Origin of the sequence: Anaerosporobacter faecicola, from assembly GCF_012070565.1 — a bacterium.
In the GTDB taxonomy this organism is placed as follows: Bacteria; Bacillota; Clostridia; order Lachnospirales; family Lachnospiraceae; genus Anaerosporobacter; species Anaerosporobacter faecicola.
The window spans coordinates 105,200-129,859 of record NZ_JAAQRO010000032.1 but is presented as its reverse complement, the minus strand read 5'-3'; the positions used below and the strand labels follow the sequence as shown (position 1 = coordinate 129,859).

22 protein-coding genes are annotated in these 24,660 nt (G+C 36.8%); 4 read left to right on the top strand and 18 right to left on the bottom strand.

Going from position 1 to position 24,660, the window contains the following annotated elements; all coding sequences use genetic code 11:
• Position 1: 1 nt before the first annotated feature.
• The 11 genes from HBB17_RS14675 to HBB17_RS14625 form a co-directional block, all read right to left on the bottom strand.
• The gene (locus HBB17_RS14675) at positions 2-1,042 is read right to left on the bottom strand and encodes an extracellular solute-binding protein (protein ID WP_167958258.1); all 1,041 of its coding nucleotides are present in this window, start codon (positions 1,040-1,042) and stop codon (positions 2-4) included.
• A 340-nt stretch (positions 1,043-1,382) separates the two neighbouring features.
• A complete protein-coding gene (locus HBB17_RS14670; protein ID WP_167958257.1) occupies positions 1,383-2,159 on the bottom strand; it encodes a hypothetical protein in 777 nt (258 codons plus the stop codon).
• Positions 2,160-2,475: 316 nt separating this feature from the next.
• On the bottom strand, positions 2,476-2,991 hold the full coding sequence (locus tag HBB17_RS14665) for a GNAT family N-acetyltransferase (protein WP_167958256.1): 516 nt from the start codon (positions 2,989-2,991) through the stop codon (positions 2,476-2,478).
• A 371-nt stretch (positions 2,992-3,362) separates the two neighbouring features.
• Positions 3,363-4,511, bottom strand: coding sequence for a lactaldehyde reductase (gene fucO / locus HBB17_RS14660; RefSeq protein WP_167958255.1), 1,149 nt, complete (start codon positions 4,509-4,511; stop codon positions 3,363-3,365).
• A gap of 222 nt (positions 4,512-4,733) precedes the next feature.
• A complete protein-coding gene (gene rhaD / locus HBB17_RS14655; RefSeq protein WP_167958254.1) occupies positions 4,734-5,558 on the bottom strand; it encodes a rhamnulose-1-phosphate aldolase in 825 nt (274 codons plus the stop codon).
• Positions 5,559-5,582: 24 nt separating this feature from the next.
• Entirely contained in the window at positions 5,583-6,830 is a 1,248-nt protein-coding gene (locus HBB17_RS14650) for an L-rhamnose isomerase (RefSeq protein ID WP_167958253.1), read from the bottom strand.
• 137 nt (positions 6,831-6,967) lie between these two features.
• The gene (gene rhaB, locus HBB17_RS14645) at positions 6,968-8,419 is read right to left on the bottom strand and encodes a rhamnulokinase (RefSeq protein WP_238483760.1); all 1,452 of its coding nucleotides are present in this window, start codon (positions 8,417-8,419) and stop codon (positions 6,968-6,970) included.
• 175 nt (positions 8,420-8,594) lie between these two features.
• Positions 8,595-9,632 (bottom strand): 2-hydroxyacid dehydrogenase, encoded by a 1,038-nt coding sequence (locus HBB17_RS14640; protein WP_207717362.1) that lies wholly within the window; start codon positions 9,630-9,632, stop codon positions 8,595-8,597.
• Between the two features lie 158 nt (positions 9,633-9,790).
• A complete protein-coding gene (locus HBB17_RS14635; RefSeq protein WP_167958251.1) occupies positions 9,791-10,819 on the bottom strand; it encodes a ribonucleotide-diphosphate reductase subunit beta in 1,029 nt (342 codons plus the stop codon).
• Between the two features lie 102 nt (positions 10,820-10,921).
• On the bottom strand, positions 10,922-13,216 hold the full coding sequence (locus HBB17_RS14630) for a ribonucleoside-diphosphate reductase subunit alpha (protein ID WP_167958250.1): 2,295 nt from the start codon (positions 13,214-13,216) through the stop codon (positions 10,922-10,924).
• Between the two features lie 326 nt (positions 13,217-13,542).
• Entirely contained in the window at positions 13,543-14,898 is a 1,356-nt protein-coding gene (locus tag HBB17_RS14625) for an MATE family efflux transporter (protein ID WP_167958249.1), read from the bottom strand.
• A gap of 193 nt (positions 14,899-15,091) precedes the next feature.
• Here HBB17_RS14625 and HBB17_RS14620 point away from each other — a divergent pair, with 193 nt between their 5' ends.
• The 3 genes from HBB17_RS14620 to HBB17_RS14610 all read left to right on the top strand — a co-directional run bounded on the left by HBB17_RS14620 (position 15,092) and on the right by HBB17_RS14610 (position 17,053).
• Positions 15,092-15,466, top strand: a complete 375-nt coding sequence (locus HBB17_RS14620) for a GntR family transcriptional regulator (protein WP_167958248.1) — start codon at positions 15,092-15,094, stop codon at positions 15,464-15,466.
• A 73-nt stretch (positions 15,467-15,539) separates the two neighbouring features.
• Positions 15,540-16,418, top strand: a complete 879-nt coding sequence (locus HBB17_RS14615; RefSeq protein ID WP_238483759.1) for an ABC transporter ATP-binding protein — start codon at positions 15,540-15,542, stop codon at positions 16,416-16,418.
• On the top strand, positions 16,412-17,053 hold the full coding sequence (locus tag HBB17_RS14610; protein ID WP_167958247.1) for an ABC-2 transporter permease: 642 nt from the start codon (positions 16,412-16,414) through the stop codon (positions 17,051-17,053). The genes HBB17_RS14615 and HBB17_RS14610 overlap by 7 nt, the downstream gene beginning before the upstream one ends.
• A 142-nt stretch (positions 17,054-17,195) precedes the next feature.
• On the opposite strand, the gene HBB17_RS14605 is transcribed toward HBB17_RS14610, so the two are convergent.
• The 7 genes from HBB17_RS14605 to HBB17_RS20360 all read right to left on the bottom strand — a co-directional run bounded on the left by HBB17_RS14605 (position 17,196) and on the right by HBB17_RS20360 (position 23,678).
• Positions 17,196-18,152, bottom strand: coding sequence for an N-acetylmuramoyl-L-alanine amidase (locus tag HBB17_RS14605; RefSeq protein WP_167958275.1), 957 nt, complete (start codon positions 18,150-18,152; stop codon positions 17,196-17,198).
• 107 nt (positions 18,153-18,259) lie between these two features.
• Positions 18,260-18,877, bottom strand: a complete 618-nt coding sequence (locus tag HBB17_RS14600) for a GNAT family N-acetyltransferase (protein WP_167958246.1) — start codon at positions 18,875-18,877, stop codon at positions 18,260-18,262.
• A 285-nt stretch (positions 18,878-19,162) separates the two neighbouring features.
• A complete protein-coding gene (locus HBB17_RS14595; RefSeq protein WP_167958245.1) occupies positions 19,163-20,044 on the bottom strand; it encodes a helix-turn-helix domain-containing protein in 882 nt (293 codons plus the stop codon).
• A gap of 102 nt (positions 20,045-20,146) precedes the next feature.
• Entirely contained in the window at positions 20,147-20,890 is a 744-nt protein-coding gene (locus HBB17_RS14590) for an ABC transporter permease (RefSeq protein WP_167958244.1), read from the bottom strand.
• A gap of 1 nt (position 20,891) precedes the next feature.
• Complete coding sequence (locus tag HBB17_RS14585; RefSeq protein WP_167958243.1) at positions 20,892-21,611, bottom strand: ABC transporter ATP-binding protein; 720 nt, start codon at positions 21,609-21,611, stop codon at positions 20,892-20,894.
• Between the two features lie 565 nt (positions 21,612-22,176).
• Positions 22,177-22,608 (bottom strand): pyridoxamine 5'-phosphate oxidase family protein, encoded by a 432-nt coding sequence (locus tag HBB17_RS14580; RefSeq protein ID WP_238483758.1) that lies wholly within the window; start codon positions 22,606-22,608, stop codon positions 22,177-22,179.
• Positions 22,609-22,778: 170 nt separating this feature from the next.
• Positions 22,779-23,678 (bottom strand): helix-turn-helix transcriptional regulator, encoded by a 900-nt coding sequence (locus tag HBB17_RS20360; protein WP_207717361.1) that lies wholly within the window; start codon positions 23,676-23,678, stop codon positions 22,779-22,781.
• A 588-nt stretch (positions 23,679-24,266) separates the two neighbouring features.
• Here HBB17_RS20360 and HBB17_RS14570 point away from each other — a divergent pair.
• Positions 24,267-24,656 carry a hypothetical protein gene (locus HBB17_RS14570; RefSeq protein WP_167958242.1) on the top strand — a complete coding sequence of 130 codons (390 nt, stop codon included), beginning with the start codon at positions 24,267-24,269 and terminating at the stop codon, positions 24,654-24,656.
• Positions 24,657-24,660: the final 4 nt, after the last annotated feature.

The window sequence follows — 24,660 nt, the reverse complement described above, 5'->3', positions numbered from 1 at the left end:
TTTACTTGCTAATACTCGAATGAAATCTTTCCAAGATACTATCTTTATTTTCAGTAGCCCAATTAACATCATCTTCGATTATGTTAATCTCCGAATAATCTTTTACTCCCTTTAATGGTGCAACATCATCACGAATACTCCGTCGACTAAGTTTTTGTGTTACTAATTGTTGCGCTTCTTCACTCGTAACAAAGTCAATAAACTTTTTTGCATTTTCTATATTTTTTGCATTTTTAACAATTGCCACTCCATCTGCTCTACAGATTACTCCTTCTTTCATATATACTACATTTACCGGAGCACCATCTATAATATTGGATATTGCCCCTTCCTCATAGGTTAATCCAACGATGTTTTTTCCTTCAACTACTGATTTATAGACGGATGAGGAACTCGTTAATAACTGTCCATCTAGATTATCAATTAATTTCTGCAAATACTCCCAGCCATCTTCAGGATTTCCTTTTCCCATTGCATTAAGAATATTAATGACCTGTTCATACGATGAGGATGACTTTTCCGGATCGCAATTTGCAATTTTCCCCTTTAGTTCTGGCTTTAGTAAATCTTCATATCCTGTAATTTCAATATCTTTTGCCAAATCTGTATTTACTATAAGTACACTTGGTACTAGGGTAAAAGAAGTAACATATCCAGAAGTATTTTTATATGCATCAAAGATATTGTTTTCATTCTTGCAGAAATATTTTTCAAAACAATCTTTGTTTGAATTCAATAATGCAACGGTTCCCCCCCACATTATATCTGCTTTTGGATCCCCGGATTCTTCCTTTATTTTTGCTATTAAATCCCCTGTTCCTTTACTAACAACTTCAACGTCAATACCTGTTTTTTCTTCAAACGCATTAACGATTGTCCATTGAATGTCAATGGAATGTGGCGAATAAACGACCAGCTTTTCTGATGATTGTTCCTCTTTTACCATCGTTTTTTCCTCTGGCTCATTGACATTTTCTTTTGTACAAGCTGTCAAAAATACCAATGCAATAAATAGAAATGCAAAATGTATTTTTTTCTTCATTAGTACACGCTCCTTTACATTTTATTCAAAATAAAGAACCTACGATAAAACACTTTCGTCTTATAGTTGGTTCTTTAATTTCCATATTAAACTTTACGAAAGCTGATTAACACGTCGCATTCAAATTTAGGAAACAATATACGTTTATATATATATATTAATACACCTTACTATATTTTTCAAATATATTTTCAATTAATATCATTTTGAGAATTTTAATAATATTATTATAAGCATTTACACATTATTTCTAGAAAGTGTAAAAAAGATCAAAAAAGCGATTTTCACAAAATTGTATATTCTGTGAAAACCGCTTTTAACATCTCGATCCTCTTTATCGTTAGAAATAACGATTAAAGGTGCTATAAAAATTCGTTGACGTATAACTTCCTGTACCATTATAGAGATAACTATTGTTTGCTGCGATTGTTGTTGCCTGCTGTAATTGACTTGCTTTTTGTGATGTTTGTGAAGCAAATGAATAGGAGCCATTGAACAAATTCTTTACCATGTTCATGTCTGCATTCTTTAGTTTGTCTTCATTCACTGTCAAGGTATTGTCTGTCCCAATTGTAATTCCCACTTTATCCAAACTCTTCTTATAGATCTCTGTTTGCTTTGTCATATAAGAAGCGGTACGAGAGACATTTTTATTAGATAGGTCATCTACCGAATCAAGGGTACTATTATAATCTGTTACAAAAGATTTCACAGCATTTACAATCTTATCCTTATCATACTGCATAGAGGTTGATTTTTCTCCCGTCTTTTCGTCTGTGGTGGTAACTTCCTTCTTGATAAAGAGTGACTTGTCACCTGTAGTCGTTAACGCTTGGGCTGATTCTTTTAGAGCATCCGTCTCTTCTTTTACTGCCTTTGCTTCCTTACTTGAAACCGCAGTAGAAGTGGAATTGGTAAAGGTACTTGAATTGGAGTTCAAGATCTGACTAGCTGCTGAGGAACTTTCCTGATTGGCTCCTACTTTACTATAATAGGAACGTAGCAACTTGCCATATGCTCCGTTTGTAATACTGGAATATTCTCCAATGTTGTTGAAGAAATTCATACTACTGTTTGAATTAGTATTACCGAATAGATTCATAAAATAATTGCTCATCTCTACTTCCTCCTTTCCGTAAATTGAGCGTTGAAAATATCATTGCGAGTGCGCATCCCCCAGATGGTTTCTTTAATCGGAAAGTTGGAGGACTTTCCTGTTAAAGCACGCAAAAGGCTATGCCTTTCTATTATTATCGGTTCTAATCCAAAAAATGTTTATAATGCGAACCACATTGCTATTGCTATCAGCCCTCATCTGTCTAAATCAGTAATTATACTTTTATGACTATGTACAATGTTATTCTACAAGTTTAAATGTTTATCGAAAAATATAGGAAATTGTTTAATGAAAGATATAGAGTTTTGAATCGAGTTTACACAAGATCTTCTCGTAAAAGAGAGTACATACAATAGTCAAAGATCTTACCATTCTTACAAACTCCTTTTCTCATAACTCCTTCTAATTGAAAGCCATTCTTTTCAAGTACACCACGAGACCCCATATTATATGCAAATGGTTCTGAATAGATCCGTTCAATAGCAAATCGTTCAAATGCTTCTTTACAAAGTTGTCCCACTGCACGGCTCATAATTCCTTTTCTCCAATACTGTTCTGCAAGCCAGTATCCAATCTCTCCACTTTTTTCATAAACATCATTTCCAAGGAATATTCCAACACTTCCAACCACTCTGCCATCCACTACAATTGCACGACAGATTTGTCTTTCCTCCGTATTCTCTGCACAACTTGTTACATAACCCAAGGCATCCTCTAAAGTATAAGGATAAGGGAATACATTCCTCAAGTTATCTGCAATTTTCTTGTTATTGGCAAAGAAAGCTACATCCTCTGCATCTTCTACTTTCCACTTTCTTAATTCAAAATTCATAAAAACACCATTCCTTTCTAACGTTTAGCAAATGATACTACACAGATTAATTCGTTATATGTTACATTGTTTTTTTTGCGACACTTATGTCGCTTTTTATTTATTCTATTCCTGTTTTCTTTTTTTGTCAAGATATATTCTTATTCCTCTTTCCCTTATTCAAAATTATCAAATCTATGCGAAATGCAATCTTCCTTCTCCAAAGTAAAAAGCCTTAGATTGGATAAACGGGTTGGATTATCGATCCAAACTCCGAATGCAATCTAAGGCTTTTACATTCTGTACTTATTAAACTGTACTTATACAATGCAATTCATTTAAATTGCAATCTATTGGTAACTTCATTTCTCTTTATCTATTGTAATGGGGAATTACATAAGAGATCGATATAACGCAATAATATCTTCTAAGGATGCATCTTTTGGATTACCAGGAGCACAAGCATCGGCAACAGCGGATTCTGCTAAGAATGTAACATCTTCCTCTTTAACGATTGCTTTCAAATCTGCTGGAATACCAACATCTGTGGATAACTTCTTAACAGCATCTACTGCTGCTTTTCTATATTCCGCTTGTGACATCTGTTCGACACCTTCTACGCCCATTGCTTTTGCGATGTATTTGAACTTGTCACCAGTTGCATCTGCATTAAATTCCATAACTGTTGGTAATAAGATCGCATTGGCAACACCATGTGGTGTATCGTATACAGCACCTAACGCATGTGCCATAGAGTGAACGATACCTAAACCAACGTTAGAAAATCCCATACCTGCTATGTATTGTCCAAGTGCCATTCCTTCTCTTCCTTCTGGTGTATTGGCAACTGCACCACGAAGATTTTTAGAAATAATCTCGATTGCTTTCAAATGGAACATATCGGTCATTTCCCAAGCACCTTTTGTAATGTATCCTTCAATTGCATGTGTTAATGCATCCATACCTGTAGAAGCGGTTAATCCTGCTGGCATACTTGACATCATGTCAGGATCTACAACAGCGATTACTGGAATATCATGTGTATCAACACAAACGAATTTTCTCTTTTTCTCAACATCAGTAATAACATAATTGATTGTTACTTCTGCTGCTGTACCTGCGGTTGTTGGAACTGCAATAATTGGTACACAAGGATTCTTCGTAGGTGCTACACCTTCCAAGCTTCTAACATCTTCGAATTCTGGATTCTTGATAATGATACCAATTGCTTTTGCTGTATCCATAGAAGAGCCGCCACCAATAGCAATAATATAATCTGCACCAGATGCTTTGAATGCCGCTACACCAGTTTGAACATTTTCAATCGTTGGGTTTGGTTTGATGTTTGAATATAATTCATATGCAAAACCAGCCTGATCAAGAACATCGGTTACTTTGTTCGTTACTTTGAACTTAACTAAGTCAGGGTCAGAACATACGAAGGCTTTTTTAAAACCTCTTGTTTTTACTTCATCCTTAATATTTTGGATTGCACCTGTCCCGTGATAAGAAATTTCATTTAAAACGATTCTGTTTGCCATAAGTAATCTCTCCTTTTATTTTCATTCTGTAATCATTCTGTCTATGTATGAGTATGATGCCAATAGATTGTAGATCCACTGTCTCATGTTCATGCAACAAGCACGACATGTACCAAATTAATTATCAAATAAGCGATGATAGTTAATTATTAACTGAATAATTACGTTAGTTTTATTATATATCTAAATTAGTTAAAATTCTACCTATAATTGTCCGAAACATTATTTCTCGTACAGGAATTCTTCTGGTAATGATACCTTGAAATCATGTGCAAGATCTCTAAAATTTTGTGGTGTAATGGTTTGTAGTTTATCCGGTCTGATGGAAAGCATCTTTACAAGGATTTCTGCTGATTTTTCAACAGTATGCATTAATCCGAAAGTTAGATCAAAGTCTTCCCCAGAACAGAACATTCCATGATGAGCCCATATTGCTACATCGTATTTCTTCATCAATTCACTGGTTGCAACTGCGATTTCACGTCCACCTGGAACCATCCAACCAACAACACCAACACCATCTGGGAATACAACTGGACATTCTGTAGCCATTTCCCATAATTCTCTTGTGAATACACGGTCTTCCAAAGGTAATACAAACGTTAATGCAATAATATTGGTTGTATGTGCATGGTAAATGACGCGATGTTTTCCATTTGATGCAGCTTTCTTCACTTCATGATTCATAAGATGGGAAGGAAGTTCACTAGTCGGACGTCCACCCTCTACTAACCCCCAGACAATACGATATTGTTCTCCTTTACTGTCGATTTCAATTATTGCAATGTTCGAAGCTGGATTTAAAATCACATTACGAAAATACTTTCCACTACCTGTTACTAGAAAATATTCTCCTGCTAATGTTGGTACTGTCGTTCCAATGGATACCCATTCTTTTGCTGTAAATTCTTCTTTAACTGCTTCCACTTCTTCTGGTTTTATGCGATAGGTAAGATTTCCTCCATTTCTTTCATGCCAACCTTGCAAAAAGCCATCATTGGCCATACGAATAAAACCTTGAACAAATTCTGCATCTAATACTTTCATGTTCCCATTCCTTTCTGTATATCCTTATTTTCTTTTGCTTAATACTTCTTTTTCATATTGGGTGATTTGCGCAAACCAATCTTCTTTCTCTGGAACATGATTGCATTCACAGAAATAATTCCACACATCACCTACTGGATATAATTTAAGTTCTTCCTGTAATACCATTAATTCTGTGAGTTTTCGTTCTTCCTGTAAACGAGCAAGTTTTTCACTTGGTAGAAGTAACGCTTGTAATAACGCCTTCTGCATATTTCTCATACCCACAACCCAAGCACTGATTCGATTGATACTTGCATCAAAGAAATCCAATGCAATCATTACACGATCTGCACCATTTTGAATGATTTCTTTGGCAATCTCTCTTGTCTCATCGTCATATAGTACAACATGATCACTATCCCAACGAACTGCTCTTGTCACATGAAGCGCTAGTTTTTCTGAGAATAACAACATAGCTGAAATTTTATCAGCTACCATCTCGGTTGGATGATAATGACCGTTATCCAATAGACATAGAAGATTGTTTTTTGCTGCATAATTCATATAGAATTCATGAGAACCAACGGTATAACTTTCTAAACCTATACCAAATACTTTAGACTCAACTGCTACATAAACGTTGCTCTTATCATAAGGAATTGACAAGATTTCATCCAATGACTTCTTCAATCTTGCTCTTGGTGCCATACGATCAGCTGGAATATCCTTGTAACCATCTGGAATCCATATGTTCATACAGCAAGGCTTTCCTAATTCTGTCGCAAAATATTCTGCAATTCGCAAACAAGCTTTCCCATGCGCAACCCAAAACTTGCGGATTTCTTCATTTTCACTGGATAAAGTTGCATCGGAAGCCTTTGGATGAGAGAAGAAGGTTGGATTGAAGTCAATTCCAAGTCCTCTCTCTTTGGCATACTCAACCCATTTTTTAAAATGTTTTGGTTCAATCTGATCTCGATCTACAAACCCATCTTCAAAGATTGCATAGCTGGCATGCAGGTTGATTCGATGCGTTCCTGGAATAAAACTTAATGCTTTATCCATATCTGCCATTAATTCCTCTGGTGTTCTTGCTTTTCCAGGATAATTTCCTGTAGCTTGAATTCCACCAGATAATTCTCCATTTCCTTCAAAACCAGAAACATCATCTCCTTGCCAGCAATGCATAGAGACCCGGATCTGGCTTAATGCCTTTAATGCTGCATCGGTATCCACACCAATAGCTTTGTAGATTTCTTTTGCTGATTCATATCGTTGTTTTGTTGTCATATCGTTCTCCTTTTCGATTATTCCTCTTAATTAATTTCCTATCGAGTTCTTTGACTTCATTCCTATATCAAAAAACACACGCAAATGTTTCTGCTTATGATTCATTTCCTTTATATACTTCCAAGAGGACAGTCCATTTAAGCGTCATACTCCTTAATAGCAAATGATTCTTTGACACAAGTTCTTGCTTCTAAAATGGAAGAGAATTCCCTGGTATGTAACATCTGTGCCAGAATATTGCCAATGGCAGTCGCCTCTATTGGTCCTGCTAATACCACTCTCTTCGTATGTCGTGCTGTTAAGTGATTTAGATACTCCGCATTAGCCCCTCCTCCAACAATGTGAATGGTAGAGTAGTGTTTTCCTGTCATTTCTTCGATTTCAGTAACCGTATCACCATAACATTTTGCTAAACTGTTATAGATGACGGATGCAACCTCTCCAATGGTTTGCGGTTCTTGTTGATTCGTTTCTTTACAGTAGCATCGAATTGCTTCTGTCATGCTCTTTGGTGCCAAAAATCTTCCATCATTACAATCAACTAGGGAAGCAATGGATTCTTTCGATGCCATTTCACAGATTTGTGCAAACGAAAGGTCTTGTGCAATCTCTTTTTTCATGGATTGTATCATCCATAGCCCCATGATATTTTTGAGATAGCGGAAACGATGTTCATACCCACCCTCATTGGTGAAGTTGTTCTTCTGGCTTTCTTCGGTACAGATTGCATTCCTTTGTTCTGTTCCCATCAAAGACCACGTTCCCGAACTGATATACAGGATATCCTCTGTTACAGCTGGAACAGCTAACACGGCAGACCCCGTATCATGGGTTGCTGGCAAAAGGACTTGGCAATCAAAACCTACATATTCTTGAACCTTTGGTAAGAGATTTCCCACAAGTTCACCAGGCATTGATAGTTCTTTGAATACATGTTTGGGATAACCCAAAAGACTGATTAACTCCTGATCCCATGCCTTTTCCCTGGCATGAACCAACTGTGTTGTTGTTGCATTGGTATATTCCATCTTCTTAACACCGGTTAGTAAGAAGTGAAAATAATCTGGAATCATTAACATGCTCTCTGCACGGTCAAGCCAATCTGGATTCTTCTCCTTAATCGCCATTAACTGGTATATGGTATTAAAGATCTGTTTCTGTATTCCCGTTCGTTCATACAATTCTCGGTTACTAATCTTGTTTTGTACAAGGTGATCCATCCCTTCCGTACGTTCATCTCGATAACCTACGGTTTTTCCAATAATCTGGTCTTGTTTGTCCAATAGAACAAAATCCACGCCCCAGGTATCGACTCCCATATACGAAGGAATCTTATTAATCTCTTTACATCGGCGTAACCCAGTCAGAATTTCATCAAATAACTGTGGCAGATTCCAACACAGTGTACCATCTTGATTTTCCAATCCATTCTGGAATCGGTACACCTCTTCTAGCTGCAGTTTTCCATCTTTTCTATATCCTAAGATATGTCTTCCACTGGAAGCGCCAATATCCACAGCCAAATAGTATTCCGTCTGTATTTGCTCCATCTGTTCTCCGCTCCTTTTACGTGCACTCTCAAACTTCATAGACATACACTTTTTGTACAGTCATTTGCATTATCGGTCTTAATGGTTCTGCAACACGAGTATTTCATAATTGTCTACGAAATTGATTTCTAATTTCTAATGCTATTTTACATAAAAAAATGCAAAAAAATAAGGACGCTATTTATATATAATAGCGTCCTTATTTGCAGATTATTTAGAAACAACGTCCTTTTTCGTTCTTACGGCAATTTTCCATTATCTTTCCTGTCTGACAATGATAACAAACCTCATTGGTTAATGCTTTTTCTTCAAAAAATTCATCTAGGTTCTGTATCGTAACCCGAGCGATATTCTCCAGCGCTTCATTCGTCAGAAATGCTTGATGAGAAGTAAGCAATACATTTGGTTTTGATACAAGAAGGGATAACATATCATCTTTCATAATCACCCCTGACATATCTTCAAAGAAATACTCTGCTTCCTCTTCATACACATCAAGTCCTGCTCCAGCAACTGTGCCATTATTCAATGCTTCTAATAGTGCTTCTGTTTCAATCAACGTACCTCTGGATGTATTGATAATATAAACACCTTTTTTCATCTTATGAAAAGCTTCTCTTGATAAAATATGTTTGGTCTGTTCTGTTAATGGACAGTGCAAGGATATTACATCACTTTCTCTGAATAACGTATCCAAATCTACATATTCATACCCCAGATTCTTGGCTGGATACAGATCATACGCCAATATCCGCATTCCAAATCCTTTACAGATTTCAATAAATGTTTGCCCAATCTTACCCGTACCAATAATTCCAATTGTCTTACCATATAAATCCATACCGGTTAAACCATTCAAACTAAAATTAAAATCTCGTGTACGATTATAAGCTTTATGAATCTTACGATTCACCGCTAATAATAAAGCCATCGTATGTTCTGCAACTGCATGAGGAGAATACACAGGTACGCGAACCACATGGATTTTCCCATAAGCAGCTTTAAAGTCCACGTTACTATATCCCGCACAACGCATCGCAATAAGGGGGATTCCCAGTTCTTCCAACTGTTCAATTGTTTCTTTACAGATTTCGTCATTAACAAATGCACAGACCCCCTGGCACCCTTTTGCTAGACCTGCTGTGTCTTTATTCAACTTACTCTCAATGAATTTGAACGTATAATGGTCTCCTAATTTTTCAAACCATTCTTTATCATAAGGTTTTGTATCAAATACTGCGATTTTCTTCATTTTCTTCACCTTTCCTTTCTATATATGACTGGTTCGTGTATCGAAACAGCCCCCCTTTCGTTCCTTTACGCAAACTGTACATGATTAATCTAACATGGTTACTAGACGAATCATAAACTAGCGTTGCTGTAAATCAATATTCGACACGCGAATCCGTATTACTCTAAATCATCAAAATCGAAAGCTGCTGCTTTCGTATAGTTTGTTACCTTTGCCTCTATAAAATCGGTCTTCGTGCTATTTAGATTGGAGAAGGAATCAATCCATGACATTGGATGTTCCTTAATCTCTGGGTAAAGTTCCGGTATTCCTATGGCACGTAACCGTAGATTCGATAGATATTTGATATAACGGTCGATCAATTCATTATTCATTCCTAAGATTTGATTATCCGTTACATATTGTCCCCAGGCAATTTCATGTTCCACACCTGTTTTCATCATTTGGCGAATTTCTTCCTCTAATTCTTTGGTGAATACCTCTTTTTTCTCATTTTTTAATTCCTTAATAATATTCTGAAATAATACCAAATGGGTAATTTCATCACGATTTATATACTTAAATATAGTACTTGTGGCTGTCATTTTCCCTTGTCTTGCCAAAGTATAGAAGAAGCTAAAACCTGAGTAAAAATATATTCCCTCTAAAATATAGTTGGCAATGATTGTTCGAATCAGATTCGCCTCCGATGGGTCCTCATTAAATGCTTGGTAGATATCTGCTATGAAACGGTTTCTAGCTAGTAGATGTTCATCTTCCCTCCAAATATCATAGATCTTATCTCTTGTTATGGGATTGGTTACCGTATCAAGAATATAGGAATAGCTCTGGGCATGAATCTCCTCTTGGAATGCCTGGATATTCAACAGTGAAGTTACCTCTGGCGCTGTAATATACCGTGATACATTGGGTAAATTCTCACTTTGTATAGAATCAAGGAAATTCAAAAAGGAAATGATTTTATCAAATGCATTTCTTTCTCCATCTGTCAGATATGGGAATTGTTTCACATCTTCATTCAATGCAATTTCTTCCGGTATCCAGAAATTATTCAACATATTTCGATATAAAACACGGGACCAATCGTATTTGATTCGATTCCATTCCCTCAGGTTTGTTGTATTACCATTAATCATGCTCTGTGTGCCACGGGCACCAAACTCATTAAATATTTTTTTCTTATTCATATTAATCACTCCTGGGATTTCTTATAAACTTATTAAGGTGTGAAAAGCCATTAACCAAACTTTCTTTATCAATTGAAATATGGGCTTTCTACAGCTTAACTATTAACTTGAACAACTTGTACATTCATCTAGCTCTAACGATTGATTTCTAATGTAGTAGATGGTCTTCAATCCCTGTTTCCATGCCTCTAGGTATAGATTCAATATATCTTTCGCCTTGTACTCCGGTGTAATGTAGAAATTGATGGATTGTGATTGGTCAATATGTCGTTGTCTGATTCCGCAAGCCTGAATAGAATATTGTTGGTCAATGGTATGTGCCTCTTTATAGTACCAATAATTTTCTTCATTTAATTCTGGCGCAGTCTTCGTGATAAAGCTCCCCTTCTTCTCTTCTACAAAAAATCTTCGGAAGATTGGATCGATTCCCGCTGATGTATTGGCTATATTCGACGTACTTCCTGTTGGTGCCACTGCCATGATATAACCATTTCGTAATCCGTATTTCGCAACGTCAGCTTTTAACTGCAACCAGCGTTCACTGTTATATTGACGTTTTTCAAAATATTCACCAGTCTGCCATTCAGAACCTTCAAACACTTTGTACGCACCTTTTTCCTTTGCTAATTCCATAGATGCCTTTATGGATTGGTAGGCAATTTCCTCGAACAATGCATCTGCTTCTTTCAAGTGAGCTTCGCTCTCCCAAGCAATCTTGTGATTTGCCAGATAATGATGGTACCCACTTGTCCCCAATCCAATGGCTCTGTACTTATCGGATGTAATCTTTGCTTCTAATTCTGGTACTTGATTTAAGGTTATTACATTATCAAGCATACGAATCTGAAGAGGTATATTATGGGCCAAATCTTCTTTTTCTATCTTTCCAAGGTTAATGGAATTCAAGTTGCAAGTTACCATATCTCCTGGCTGCATCTTGTAGAGAATCTGTTTCTCTCCGTCTGGCGTTTCCTCAATTGTTTCTTCCACTAATCGTGTTTCACTCATGTTCTGCGCAATTTCCTGACATAGGTTAGAAGAATAGATCATTCCGGTATGTTTATTAGGGTTTGCCTGATTTACCGTATCTCGGAAGAAGAAAAATGGTACTCCCGTCTCTACTGCACTTTTCATAATTCGTTTCATAATGTCCAGTGCTGTTACTGTAATTCTTGGTAAGTTTTCGCATGCTTCACATGCTAGATATCTTTGGGTAAATATATTCTCTTCTCCATCATCAAAACAATCTTCCAATGAAAATCCCATTACTTTCTTCACCATGTAAGGATCAAATAGAGACCACTGTTCCCTACGTTCCAAACGTTCCATATAAAGGTTTGGTACACTAAGTCCCGTGAAGATATCATGTGCCTTTCTTCGATCATCTCCATTATTCGTCTTCAATTCCAGAAAATCATAAAGATCAGCATGCCAAATATCTAATGTAATCGTTGCTCCACCTTTTCGACGACCCAACTGATCAACAGCAACCGCTGTATCATTATAAAGTCTAATCCATGGAATCACACCACCTGAAGCATTCTTATGCCCACGAATCTCACTATTAAGACTTCGAATTTTACCAAGATAGATACCAAGTGCCCCTCCATGCTTGCTCACTTTGGAGAACTTGGAATTCACATCGTAAATGGACCACAGATTATCTCCAACTGTTGAGATAAAGCAACTGCTTAGTTGATAAAAACTTGTCCCTGCATTTGCCAAAGTAGGTGTTGCTACGGTCATCTGTAACTTGCTTAATAGATCGTAGAATTCTTTCGCATATTTTACCTTCTGTTCTCCCTCAGGAATTGCAAGATGCATGGCAATGATCAGGAAGCGCTCTTGTGGTAGCTCACAGCCAGCACCTGTTGAGCTCCGAACTAAATACCTGTCTGCTAAAAGCTTTACTCCTTCATAATTGAACAGATAATCCCGTTCTGGTTTTATATAGTCACCCAATTCTTTAATCTGTTCCTGTGTATAGTTTTCCATAAGGTAATTTCCATACTGTTTTGTATTTGTAAGAAGCGTAACAAGCTGCAGAAAATCCCCATACCCAAAATGGCTGTATCCACGGCTAATCGCTGCTTCTTTATAAAGATCAAATACAAATAATCTTGCTGCTACATACTGCCAATTAATATTCGTCTGATTGGTACGATTACCAAACGCATCTTGGGAAGGATGAATCACTTTCTCAATTGCCGTCTGAATCAATACTTTTTGGATTTCCTTCGTAGTCATCCCATCTACAAATTGAATCCTAGCATCTAATTCCAGTTCAATCGGGTCACAATCTGGCAACCCCTCGCAAGCAAATGCAATCATTTTCTTTGTTTTTTCCACACAAAGTGGTTCTATTGTATTATTCCGTTTACGAATGGATATTGTCACGTTTCTTTTCCTCCCATATGAAGTAGTTCTCATTCTTCGATTGGTTTCTTTATCCAATGATACTAATACTATATCTTGTTAAATACTCCAAATTACTTCTTTCTTTTATACATCATCTAGTTTTATAATAATGATTACTATTACTATATACTGATTTAGGAAAAATAGCAAGTTAAACTTATTGATTCTTCTGTCTCATTTATTAATGCACAAAACTGTAGTTTGTATTCATCCTGTAAGAAGCTAATCTACTTCAGATGAACCTTGTAAAATAAAAAAAATCTCCAAATAGTTCTATGAATCTAGTTGGAGATTTTTTATTCAATTTATCGGTCCATTCGTTCAAAATTATGAATCCAATCAACTTTTTTATAATAAATCAGGAAAATAATCGAACTTAAAGTCCACGTCAAAGGATATGCCCAGAATATCACATCAATCTTTGGTACCACTCGAACCGCAATGGTGATATACGTGATTCGAATCAAGCACCAAGTAATCAACATGGTGATCATTGGAACAATGGCTTTTCCTGCTCCTCTCATAATACCTGCAATACAATGAGAAAATGCCAATAGGCAATAGAATAATGCTTCCGTATGTGCCTGTTTTACACCAAATGCTACTACCTCCGGATCATCATTAAACAGACGGATAAAGATTGGTGCTCCAATCCAGATAACCAGTCCCACTATCTCTGCTAAACTCACCGAACATAAGATACCAAACTTGGTTCCTTTTTTAACTCGGTCTAACTTTCTTGCTCCTAGATTCTGACCAACAAATGTGGTAAGCGCCATAGAGAAACAAGTGATTGGCAGGAAGGCAAATCCTTCAATCTTTGTGTAGGAGCCACAACCTGCAACTGCATTCACATCAAATGCATTGATATTGGACTGTACGATTACATTGGCAAATCCGATGATGGAATTCTGTACACCAGAAGGTAACCCTAATTGAATAATCTGTTTCAGCATGGATTTATGAATTCGTATCTGTTTTGGATATACGCGATATACCGTATCATAATGAATCAATCGATAAAAGCACAATATTGCACTAATTGCCTGTGATATGACGGTTGCAAGTGCTGCAGAACCAACCCCTAATTTTAGTACTGCAACAAAGAATAAATCCAAAACAACATTGATGATCGACGATATGATTAGATAATACAAAGGATGTTTACTGTCCCCTACCGCCTGTAAGATTCCTACTGCAATGTTATACATCACAACCGCAGTTGCACCAATGAAATAGATCCGAAAGTACAAGATTGAATTCGGTAATACCGATTCTGGTGTTCCCATCCAGGTCAGAATCTGTGGTGAGAATATGATTCCAAGTACTGTTAAGATTACGCTGGCGATCAATCCAAATGCAATATCCGTATGTATCGCATTTTGTAGCTTCTTAAAGTCTTTTGCTCCAAAATATTTTGATATGACGACTCCAGCTCCCATGGCAATTCCATTGAAAAACCCCACTTGTAAAAAGATAAGATTTCCTGAGGAACTAACTGCTGCTAGTGCATCATTTCCTATAAAATTACCAACGATCAATGAATCCACCGTATTGTATAGTTGTTGAAATACATTTCCAATAAAGATTGGTATCGCAAACAAAATTAATTTTCGCCAAATACTTCCCTCTGTCAGTAATATTGACTGTTTCTCTTTCATTACTACTTTATCCTTTCGTATTAATTTTTTGCATTCTTTTAGTATAACACAGAAAAATCAAGATTAATATGTAGTTTCTTATAATATTGATGCAAGGTTCAAAAGGTAAAAAAAATTTATATTGACACGAATTGTATATAGAGTTATATTGTATATACAGTATATATACAATATAACAAAGGAGTACATTCGAATGGATATCTTAATCAATAACTCATCTGGTATTCCCATATATGAACAGATTTACAACCAGGTAAAGACACAGATCGTTACTGGCCAATTAAAAGAAGGAGAAGCGCTTCCTTCCATGCGGCTCTTGGCAAAAGAATTACGGATCAGCGTAATCACCACCAAACGAGCATATGAGGAACTAGAACGAGATGGGTTAATCGAAACAATTACTGGCAAAGGAAGTTTCGTAGGGAAACAAAACATCGAAGTGATTCGGGAAGAATTCTTAAAAGAAACAGAGGAACATATGCAGAAAGCAATTGAAAGCGCTCGCCATACTGATATGAATCTTCAAGATTTAATTGAATTACTAAAGATGCTCTATGATTTTGAATAAGAAGGTTCTGTGAAAGGCAGTTCTTTTCAACAATACGTGTATAACAAAAAAAGATACAAACTTTAGAAAGGACATGGTAATTATTATGGAATATTGCTTGGACATAAATAATCTAACAAAGAATTATCCAAATTTCACACTCAATAACGTTTCAATCCAGATACCAAAAGGTACAATTATGGGGTTTATTGGAGAAAATGGAGCAGGAAAAACAACAACGATTAAATCCATCTTAAACATGGTCAACATTGATTCAGGTACCATCTTTTTTAATGGTCATGACATAACAAATTCCGCAACTAGTAAAGACCGCGAGGAAATTGGTGTAGTACTGGATGAATGCTGTTTCCACGATGCATTGCGTGTCAAAGATATCAATCTTATTATGAAAAACATCTATAAGAATTGGGATTCTACTATATTCCATTCTTATATTGATCAATTCCATATTCCAACGAACAAAACAGTGAAACAGTTTTCCAAAGGGAATAAGATGAAGTTAAACTTAGCCGTTGCACTTTCTCATCATCCAAAACTATTAATCTTAGATGAGGCAACCAGTGGACTTGATCCCGTCATTCGTAGCCAGATCCTTGATGTTTTCTTAGATTTTATACAGGACGAAGAACATACAATTCTTCTTTCTTCCCATATCACCACAGATTTAGAGAAGATCTGCGATTACATTACATTTATCCAAGATGGACAAATCGTATTCTCCCAGACAAAAGATGATGTACTTGAACGTTATGGCATCGTTCATTGTACCAATAAAGAAGCTGGACAATTTTCCCCTTCCTTTGTGATCAACCAGTTGACCAATGCATTCAATACATCAATACTAATTAATGATAAGCATGCCTTTCTCAGACAATATCCATCTGCTATGGTAGAAGACGTTACATTAGAACAGATCATGTTATTCTATTCAGGAGGTAAACAATCATGTTAAGAGGATTATTTATTAAAGACCTTATCGTTTTAAAGAAAAGTTTCATAATTGCACTCGCTTTACTTATATTCTATTCCATACTGGGGATAGGTTCCGGTGATCTCTCTTTCTTTGCCACATATTTTGTCGTCTTCTTCAGTATAATCAATATCTCCACCTTTAGTTTTGATGAACAATCAAAATGGATGTCATATGTCCTAACAACATCAATTACCAGAACGAAGTTGGTTCAATCCAAATACCTGAACTCCTTCTTCTTTATCCTTGGTGGTATGCTATGCTCCACCATATTGAGCGTGGTTCAGCATCTTACAAATCCAGAAACACCTTTTACGATTTTTTCCTCTTACAGCATTGGTGCATTAGCAGGTGGATTGTTATTCAACTTTATCGTACTACCCATCATCTTTAAATTAGGAAGTGAAAACAGTCGTATGATCATGCTAGCCGTTCTAGGAATTCCAACGGTTCTTGTGATAATCCTTTCTAAAAATAATGTTTTTGCTAATATAGATTCTGCTTTTCTTACACAGTTTTTAAAATACCTTCCTTATCTAGGTAGTGTTGTTCTAATCTTATCTGGAATCTTGTCCTATATGATCAGTTTGAATATCATGAAGAAAAAGGATTTCTAGATGTGCATCTATAGTTATATCAGAACAGGGGAATTGCAAAGCAATCTCCTATTACATAAAAAAGTGTGCCGAAGCAAGACGCCATCTGTCTTACTTCGGCACACTTTTTCATGATATATCACCTGGAAGCATACACATATTGTTACTTGTAATACGAATCAATACCATTACAGATTCCTTCAACAATCTTCTTCTGATAGCTGTCTGTCTGCATTCGTTTGTCTTCTTTTGCATTACTCATAAATCCCATCTCCAGAACAATTACCGGAATGGTACTCCAATTGGTTCCTGTCAAATCATCTCTCGCTACAATCCCACGGTTTTTCGCACCAGTTTTCTTGCAATAACTTTTGATAACCGAATTAGCAAGTTTTTTGCTTGCTTTGCTTAATTTGGATACATAAGGATTCTTCGTGGACGGATACAATGCACTCGCTCCAGTTACACTGGCATTGGTAGATCCATCTGCATGAATACGAATACAGATGTCAGCACCACTTTCATTTGCGAAAAGTGCCCTTTCCTTATTACTAATATTCACATCATTCGTGTCTCTTGTTAAAACTACCTCATAGCCGCGGTCCAACAATTCCTCTTTTAGTTTCAAAGAAACTTCCAAGGTAAGCTTATACTCTGGAACCTTCGAACTCACTCCTGATGTTCCCGAAGCTACTTTGGCTTTGGTCGTCTTTGCTCCTGGTCCAATGGCTTCCTTTTCATTGTTTCCTTTGCTTTGGTGCCCTGGGTCAATCGCGATGATTTGTTTTCCCTTCACGGTAACTTTCACCTTCGCTGAAGCAGTACCAGCTTTGGCTGTTATGGTTACTTTTCCCGCACGTTTTGCTGAGAATTTACCTGCCTTTGTTATCGTTCCAATCTTTTTGTTGGAAACAGACCAAGTGATTGTCTCCGTTGTTCCTTCCGTCTTTGCTCGAAATGTATAGGACTTTCCCGCTGTTATGGTTGTCTTCTTTTTGGTTATCGTTACCTTTGCTTGGCTACTTGCTTGCTTTGTAGCAATTGCATGTACAGGAACATGTTCTCCAACGCTTACTACAAGCAACAATACGATTAGAATGACACTTCCCAATCTTTTCATACTTTTCACTGATCTTCCTCCCACAATCATGAACGTCTTAATAAGAATTAACGCTCTATTCCTTGTACTATTATAGCAAATCTTTTCCTATTTCGGAATACGTATTCTTATTCTTCATCTGGCCATTGTCCTGGTAGCCGTAACTTCTCCATATACGGAAACTTCTTATCGTATTCCTCTACTTCCTCTGCTGGTAATTCACTATATACCGCAGCTTCCTGAAACTTTGCTCCGGGATACGCAAGCCCTCCTGGAATTAGTTCATATCCAAGAAATGAATCAAAATTCTTTCCGTCAAGTGTGGCAATCTTCCAATAGTCACAAGTCTTAAAACCATGTAACGGATAATAATCTGGTTCACCAAAAATCACAACACCTCGATATCCCATTTTCCTTGCATCTTCTAGTGAAGATTCTAGTAATCTGCCTCCGATCCCTTTTGCCTGATAATCTGGATCAACACATAATGGTCCAAAGGTAAGAACTTCAATTTTCTCTTCTCCTCGTACTAAAGAGGATATCGCATACATGATCAATCCAACTACTTTCCCATCGACTTCCGCCACTCTTGTTAACTCTGGAATATACGTCTGATCCAAGCGAAGCTTATGTACAAGATAATGTTCGGAGCAACCTGGGTGATGCTTGTTCCAGAATGCTCGTTTCGCCACTAGCTCAGATGCATATTGGTCCGCTTCTGTTTCTTTTCGTATAATTACGTTCATAATACCCTTCCTTTCATCTACCTTAATATTTCAATTCAACCTTTGTTTCTAAAGAACAACTTTTCTATTCCACATACGTTCATATTTTTAATTTGAGAATGTGCCTCCCCCCCAGAGGGATTATATAATAGGAACATAAAAGTACATCCCTATTATATAAAAAAGCCACAAAAGTAGCTACCTTATTCGTAACTACTTTTGTGGCTTTGTAATTTTCCTGTATTCTTACATTGATTCTTTACGACAAAACGTTCCGTGGTTCCTCTTTTGCAAATAGATTCTTTCCTACATAATAGATTTTACCGCTAACATTTCAATGTATCCCCTTTTCCCAATCGGCTCTAATTGAATCTTCGGATTCTGTTCATCCCATTCATATCCACGGATTGTAGGATCGAATTTCTTTATTGCTTCTTGTACACCATCAATTGCCTGGCAGTACTCTTTCTCTAAGAATGGTTCTCCTTGAAACATCAGATATTCTGCTTCTGGTAATGTAATTTCATCCAATCCCTCTGGAATGATTCCATCATAATCTAACGGAACCTCTACCCCTTGTACATAGAGAGATGTTCCAGGTTTTCTATATTGATCAGGCAACCACAGGCAAACGGGTTCTCCACTTATGGATTTCATACTTGCCAGTAACCCCCAAACTTCACAACCAACTTCTTCACAATACCCAAAATAATCGATTGCTTCTTTACCTCTTTTTATAAGAACCTTTCTTGCAGGCTTCTTTATGATCTGTATAAATACATTTTTTACTTCATTCATTTTTTTATGCTCCTTTCGAATCTCATTATAGATTACACCATAAGGAATAAATAAAGGGATTGGGACCGGATTTTTTGCATATTCACTCGGATTCCAACCAAATTCCCGATAGAATGCTCTCTGGTATCCATCCACGCTCTGAAATCCCAGTTCATATGCAATATCAATGATCTTACAATGTTCCTTTTGCAAACGAACGGCAGAACGGGATAACCGTAAACGACGTATATAATCTGCTGGTGAATAGTTGGTATACTCTTTAAACAAACGATGGGCATACCACGGAGAAAACAATGAAACTTTAGCCAAATCCGCTAAAGTAATTGTTTCATTTACATGTTTTTCGATGTAATCCTGCATTCTTTGAACAGCCAATGTCTTCTCTTCCATCTGATCGCCTCCCTCTTTATTGTACTCCATTACAGGAAAATATTAAATATTTTCCTGTAAAAACGATACCTTTACTGAATTAAATTCTAGTTTTACCTGACCCTATTCCCAACGGAAATACCGCACAGAACAAACAATACAGATCAACGCAAGTGCCACCATTATTACGATTGGTACAAATACTTGACCGACGGACTCTCCTAACGTCGCTGCTTTCAGAATCTTAATTCCCTGGGTTAGCGGCATAACATCCACCACCTTTTGCATTCCACCTGGCATTACTTCATATGGTAACGTTGCTCCTGAAAAAACTAGCATTGGAAAATATAGAACAGAAGCGATTACCGATGCTTGCTTCGAATTCTTTGCTACACCACCAACCAACATTCCGATACTCAACATGGATACCAAAACCAGGAACCAACCAAGGACAAACACACCAAGAGATCCGCGAATCTCTACTCCCCAGAATACACGAGCTGCAATCCAAAGCAGAACGACGGATAGCAAGGAGTATAAGGAATAGATCACCAAATGTACGGTTAAGATCATTCCTGCGCTGATTGGCGTTACTTGAAACCGCTTCAAAATCTTTCTCTCACGATAATCTGCAATCATGATTGGTAAACCCATTAGTCCACCTGCACAAATGGCGATGGTGCTTAATGCACCAAAGGATTGTTCTAAGAAGGTGTACGTTGCTCCGTCAAACGCTGGTTTCTTTCCGTAAATCACTCCCATGATTATTAGCACAACAAGTGGCATAATGATTGCAAATATCACCATATTCATATCACGAATCGATAATCTACCTTCGATCTTCAGCATTTTTTTGAATGTCTTCATCCTATTCTTCCTCCTCACCTGAAATCCACAAATATGCATCCTCAAACTTCTCATAAGGACTTTCTTGAATTGCTTCCTTTACCGTGCCATAAAACACGGTTTTTCCTTTTCGCAAGATACAGATGGTATCGCATAATGCCTCCACTTCATCCATAAAATGTGAGGTTAAGATTATCGTAAGGCCTTTCGCTTTTAGCCGTTCGAGAATCTTCCAAACACCTCTTCTTGCTTTTGCATCCAAACCTGTTGTTAATTCATCAAGAAAGACCAATTCCGGTTTTGGTATCAATGCAAGTACAATGAACAGTCGTTGTCGTTCTCCTCCTGACAGATCTTTTACTGCATTCTTCTTTTTCTTGTCAATTCCAAATTCTGATAAGAGTAATTCCCAATTTTCCGGTTCTTTATAAAGAGCTGCCGTTTCTTCACACAATTCATTTACCCGAATCTCCTGCTGATAATTTGCTTCTTGAAATTGTACTCCCACTTTTTCAAAAATCTCTTTTCGATCTGTCCACGGATTCTTTCCTAAGATCTGTACCGTTCCACCATCTGCTTTCCTCGTTCCAAGTATACATTCTATACTCGTGCTTTTTCCAGCACCATTCGCCCCAAGTAAACCAAATACCTTTCCTTTTTCAACAGAAAAGTTTAGATTATCTACTGCTTGCTCCTTTCCATAAAACTTGGAAAGATTCTCAACCTTTATCACTTCTCTCATCTTTTTCACCTTACCCTTTCAAAAGTCTGGTAATTTGTACACTCTACAAATCACCAAGTGCAAGTTATTTCTGTTAACACCTCTGTGTTTCTGTTGACATCTAACATCATATCGATTTTTCGTTTCATCTTCTCGACTATTTTTGCGAAATCCCCTTGTCCGTTTTTCTGACTTTCTTATTGTTCTTCTGACTTTCTAATGCTCTTCAGGCTTTAAACAAAATAAACACTTTGAATTGAGAATAGAACAAAGTTAATAAATGTTTCAAAGTACACTTTGTTCTCCGCGCCAGCTTCAGCTGACATCTACCTTATGTGCGAGTGTGCATCCCACGGAAGGTTATATAAAAGGAAAGTCGGAAGACTTTCCTTTTATATAAAAAACCAAATCCACATGTTGCAATGCAAGCAACTGTGGATTTGGTTCTTCTATTTGTGTTATGTATAATTTGTATAATTCTTTCTAGCACGATCTGCGATTCTTCTCAACCCTCGCATTTCTGCTCATCTCTTATATAAACTCTAATTTCGATTATTTGCTATCTTTTCATGATTCAAAATATCGCTTAGAATTCCAATTCGATCTTGGGTTCAATATTACGTTCCATCGTCCATAAGGTAATGTTTCCTTTTGTTAAACGAAATACTGCAAACTGTTGATGAAATTCTTCTACTGTTATCGAATTTCTCCATTTATCCAAAAACTTTCTTGTCGGATGATTGGCAATCTCATCTTTTAGAGCATTGTCCTCAATGAGTTCCAACTTTCCACTAATTCGAATCTGTACACCATCGGCATTGAAACATAACTCTGCACGGTCATTCTTCATAAGTTGCTTATATACATCGCGCATTTTGGCAGTGTGGAATACAATTTCATTCTCATCAGCAGAATATAGTAACATTCCACGGACACGAGGCTGATCCTCTTCTACAGTTGCTAGATAAAATACGGGGTTTTTGTTGATTGCTTCAATTACTTCATTTTTTGTCATCATCGTTCGTTCCTCCCTAATAATCCTATAATTCTCAATCCCATAAACGATTTGTTGGATATACCACATCAGGAAACATGCGATTGTTTCAAGATTGGCCCTGAGCAATTTTCAAATATGGGTATTGGGTATATAGTAACAGTCTTTATTCAGAGAAACTATCAAAATATTGCTTAATTACGTATTATCTTCTCATCCATTTCAACTTGATATGATTTTCGGTACTGTGTTGGACGCACTCCTGTATATGATTGAAACCGTGAAATGAAACTTGATGCACTGGAAAATCCACATTGTAATGCAATCTCCGTAATCTGATTCTCCTCCATTCGTAGATACGACTTTGCCTTTTCCAATCGGATCTGAAGTAGATACTGTATCGGTGAACAACCATAGGTTTTCTTAAACTGTCTTTCAAAATGGGATATAGATGCATTGGCTTCCTTGGCTAAGTCAGCTACTGTTATCTTCTTTCCATAATTTTGTAACATGTATTGTTTTGCTTTCTCCACGCCAAAATCCTGGGTAAGTTTGTTCTCTTCTTGCTCCATCTCTAACATGCATCTCACTATTTTATGTACAAGGATATCGGAAAGTTGTGACAAGATTCCATTTTCTTTCCTACTTTGGTTCTCATATTCTTCCATAAACTGTTTTATATAGAACACAATGTTTTGATCTACCTGAAATTGATGCCAGATGAACATCGGTACTTGCCTCCCCGTATACGCCGCATAGACCTTCTCCATATAGTTCTTATCTACCATCACTGCATAATAACGATTGAAGTTATCCCCTTCCTCCTCCGTATGAGGAACGTCTGGAGATAGCACGCAGGCAAGTAAATGGTTCTCTGAAAGGGCAATACTTTGCTTTATCACTTGCTGATTTTCTAGAACAAATATATTAAACATATAAGAGGGATGCGTATGATTTGGTGTTATGGCATATTGGCAAAACCCTGTACTTGGCACAAAGATTCCCACTGTATCACTAACTGCGATGTCAACATGCAACAAATCTTCTTCTGTAATCGTTCCTACTAATTGTTGTATTCTTTCTAAATCACGCATTTGTCTACTCCTTTCTTCCTGTCCGTTCCGTTTGGTTTTTCCTCTATTACTTTCTTGCTAGGAACTCAATTCGCTCGAATGGGAACAAAACCTTCTGATCTTTCTGTATCGGATATACCTCTTGTAACCGTTTAATCAATCGTTGGTTACAGCCTCTCTTGTTCGAATTTTTCGTCTTGTTTCTAACACAAGAACCATCTATGTTTATATTATAAACCATGCATTGACATAACTGTAATACATATTAATTATATTTATTATATTAACGAAACATATTTTTGAATCATAGTAATGTGCAGCTATACTCACAATGTTTAACATCATACCAATTCAATAACTTTTGATTGTTTTTCTCATACACGTTAATGCAACTAGACTCAACGATATTTGCCTACCGTTCAACACGGTAGCAAATATCGCCCCTTAGAATTGACATGCCGTATCCTCACTGCTATTATTAAATCAAACTTTGCGCTTGAAAGTTATGAACGAGTCGTTGATTTCTATAAACGCCTAAAAACTTTCTCTCCCTTAGCTTCACCCGTAACAGTACTAAGGAAGTTATCTATACAGTAGGAAGGAGTTCTTATGGAATTATTGTTAACAATTGATGTTATAATCGAGAAATCGCTCCATGTGATTGGACATACAAAAGATATCTGCATGATTCCATTTACTGCAAAAGCAAATGGTCCTTATTTTCAAGGTAATACAATTGGTGCCTGTGTTGACACCCAGAAGATTGAGAAAACAGGAGAATGTCTCTTGTCCGCTAGATATATGTTAGAAGGGATTGATCACGAAGGAAATCCTTGCCATCTTTTTATTGAAAACAATGCTCGTGATCTTGCACATTGTTGTCCTACTATTGTTACAGATAGCGCCTGTCTTGCAGAGTGGGAAACAACCAGCCTGACTGGAATTGGGGAACCAACCAAAGATGGTGTGATCATTCGAATCTACAAGACAAGGTCGTAACTTG

Coding starts and splice junctions, on each gene's coding strand:
- HBB17_RS14675 (WP_167958258.1), bottom strand. CDS start 1,042: ATGAAGAAAAAAATACATTTTGCATTTCTATTTATTGCATTGGTATTT.
- HBB17_RS14670 (WP_167958257.1), bottom strand. CDS start 2,159: ATGAGCAATTATTTTATGAATCTATTCGGTAATACTAATTCAAACAGT.
- HBB17_RS14665 (WP_167958256.1), bottom strand. CDS start 2,991: ATGAATTTTGAATTAAGAAAGTGGAAAGTAGAAGATGCAGAGGATGTA.
- fucO (WP_167958255.1), bottom strand. CDS start 4,511: ATGGCAAACAGAATCGTTTTAAATGAAATTTCTTATCACGGGACAGGT.
- rhaD (WP_167958254.1), bottom strand. CDS start 5,558: ATGAAAGTATTAGATGCAGAATTTGTTCAAGGTTTTATTCGTATGGCC.
- HBB17_RS14650 (WP_167958253.1), bottom strand. CDS start 6,830: ATGACAACAAAACAACGATATGAATCAGCAAAAGAAATCTACAAAGCT.
- rhaB (WP_238483760.1), bottom strand. CDS start 8,419: ATGAAGTTTGAGAGTGCACGTAAAAGGAGCGGAGAACAGATGGAGCAA.
- HBB17_RS14640 (WP_207717362.1), bottom strand. CDS start 9,632: ATGAAGAAAATCGCAGTATTTGATACAAAACCTTATGATAAAGAATGG.
- HBB17_RS14635 (WP_167958251.1), bottom strand. CDS start 10,819: ATGAATAAGAAAAAAATATTTAATGAGTTTGGTGCCCGTGGCACACAG.
- HBB17_RS14625 (WP_167958249.1), bottom strand. CDS start 14,898: ATGAAAGAGAAACAGTCAATATTACTGACAGAGGGAAGTATTTGGCGA.
- HBB17_RS14620 (WP_167958248.1), top strand. CDS start 15,092: ATGGATATCTTAATCAATAACTCATCTGGTATTCCCATATATGAACAG.
- HBB17_RS14615 (WP_238483759.1), top strand. CDS start 15,540: ATGGTAATTATTATGGAATATTGCTTGGACATAAATAATCTAACAAAG.
- HBB17_RS14610 (WP_167958247.1), top strand. CDS start 16,412: ATGTTAAGAGGATTATTTATTAAAGACCTTATCGTTTTAAAGAAAAGT.
- HBB17_RS14605 (WP_167958275.1), bottom strand. CDS start 18,152: ATGAAAAGATTGGGAAGTGTCATTCTAATCGTATTGTTGCTTGTAGTA.
- HBB17_RS14600 (WP_167958246.1), bottom strand. CDS start 18,877: ATGAACGTAATTATACGAAAAGAAACAGAAGCGGACCAATATGCATCT.
- HBB17_RS14595 (WP_167958245.1), bottom strand. CDS start 20,044: ATGGAAGAGAAGACATTGGCTGTTCAAAGAATGCAGGATTACATCGAA.
- HBB17_RS14590 (WP_167958244.1), bottom strand. CDS start 20,890: ATGAAGACATTCAAAAAAATGCTGAAGATCGAAGGTAGATTATCGATT.
- HBB17_RS14585 (WP_167958243.1), bottom strand. CDS start 21,611: ATGAGAGAAGTGATAAAGGTTGAGAATCTTTCCAAGTTTTATGGAAAG.
- HBB17_RS14580 (WP_238483758.1), bottom strand. CDS start 22,608: ATGATGACAAAAAATGAAGTAATTGAAGCAATCAACAAAAACCCCGTA.
- HBB17_RS20360 (WP_207717361.1), bottom strand. CDS start 23,678: ATGCGTGATTTAGAAAGAATACAACAATTAGTAGGAACGATTACAGAA.
- HBB17_RS14570 (WP_167958242.1), top strand. CDS start 24,267: ATGGAATTATTGTTAACAATTGATGTTATAATCGAGAAATCGCTCCAT.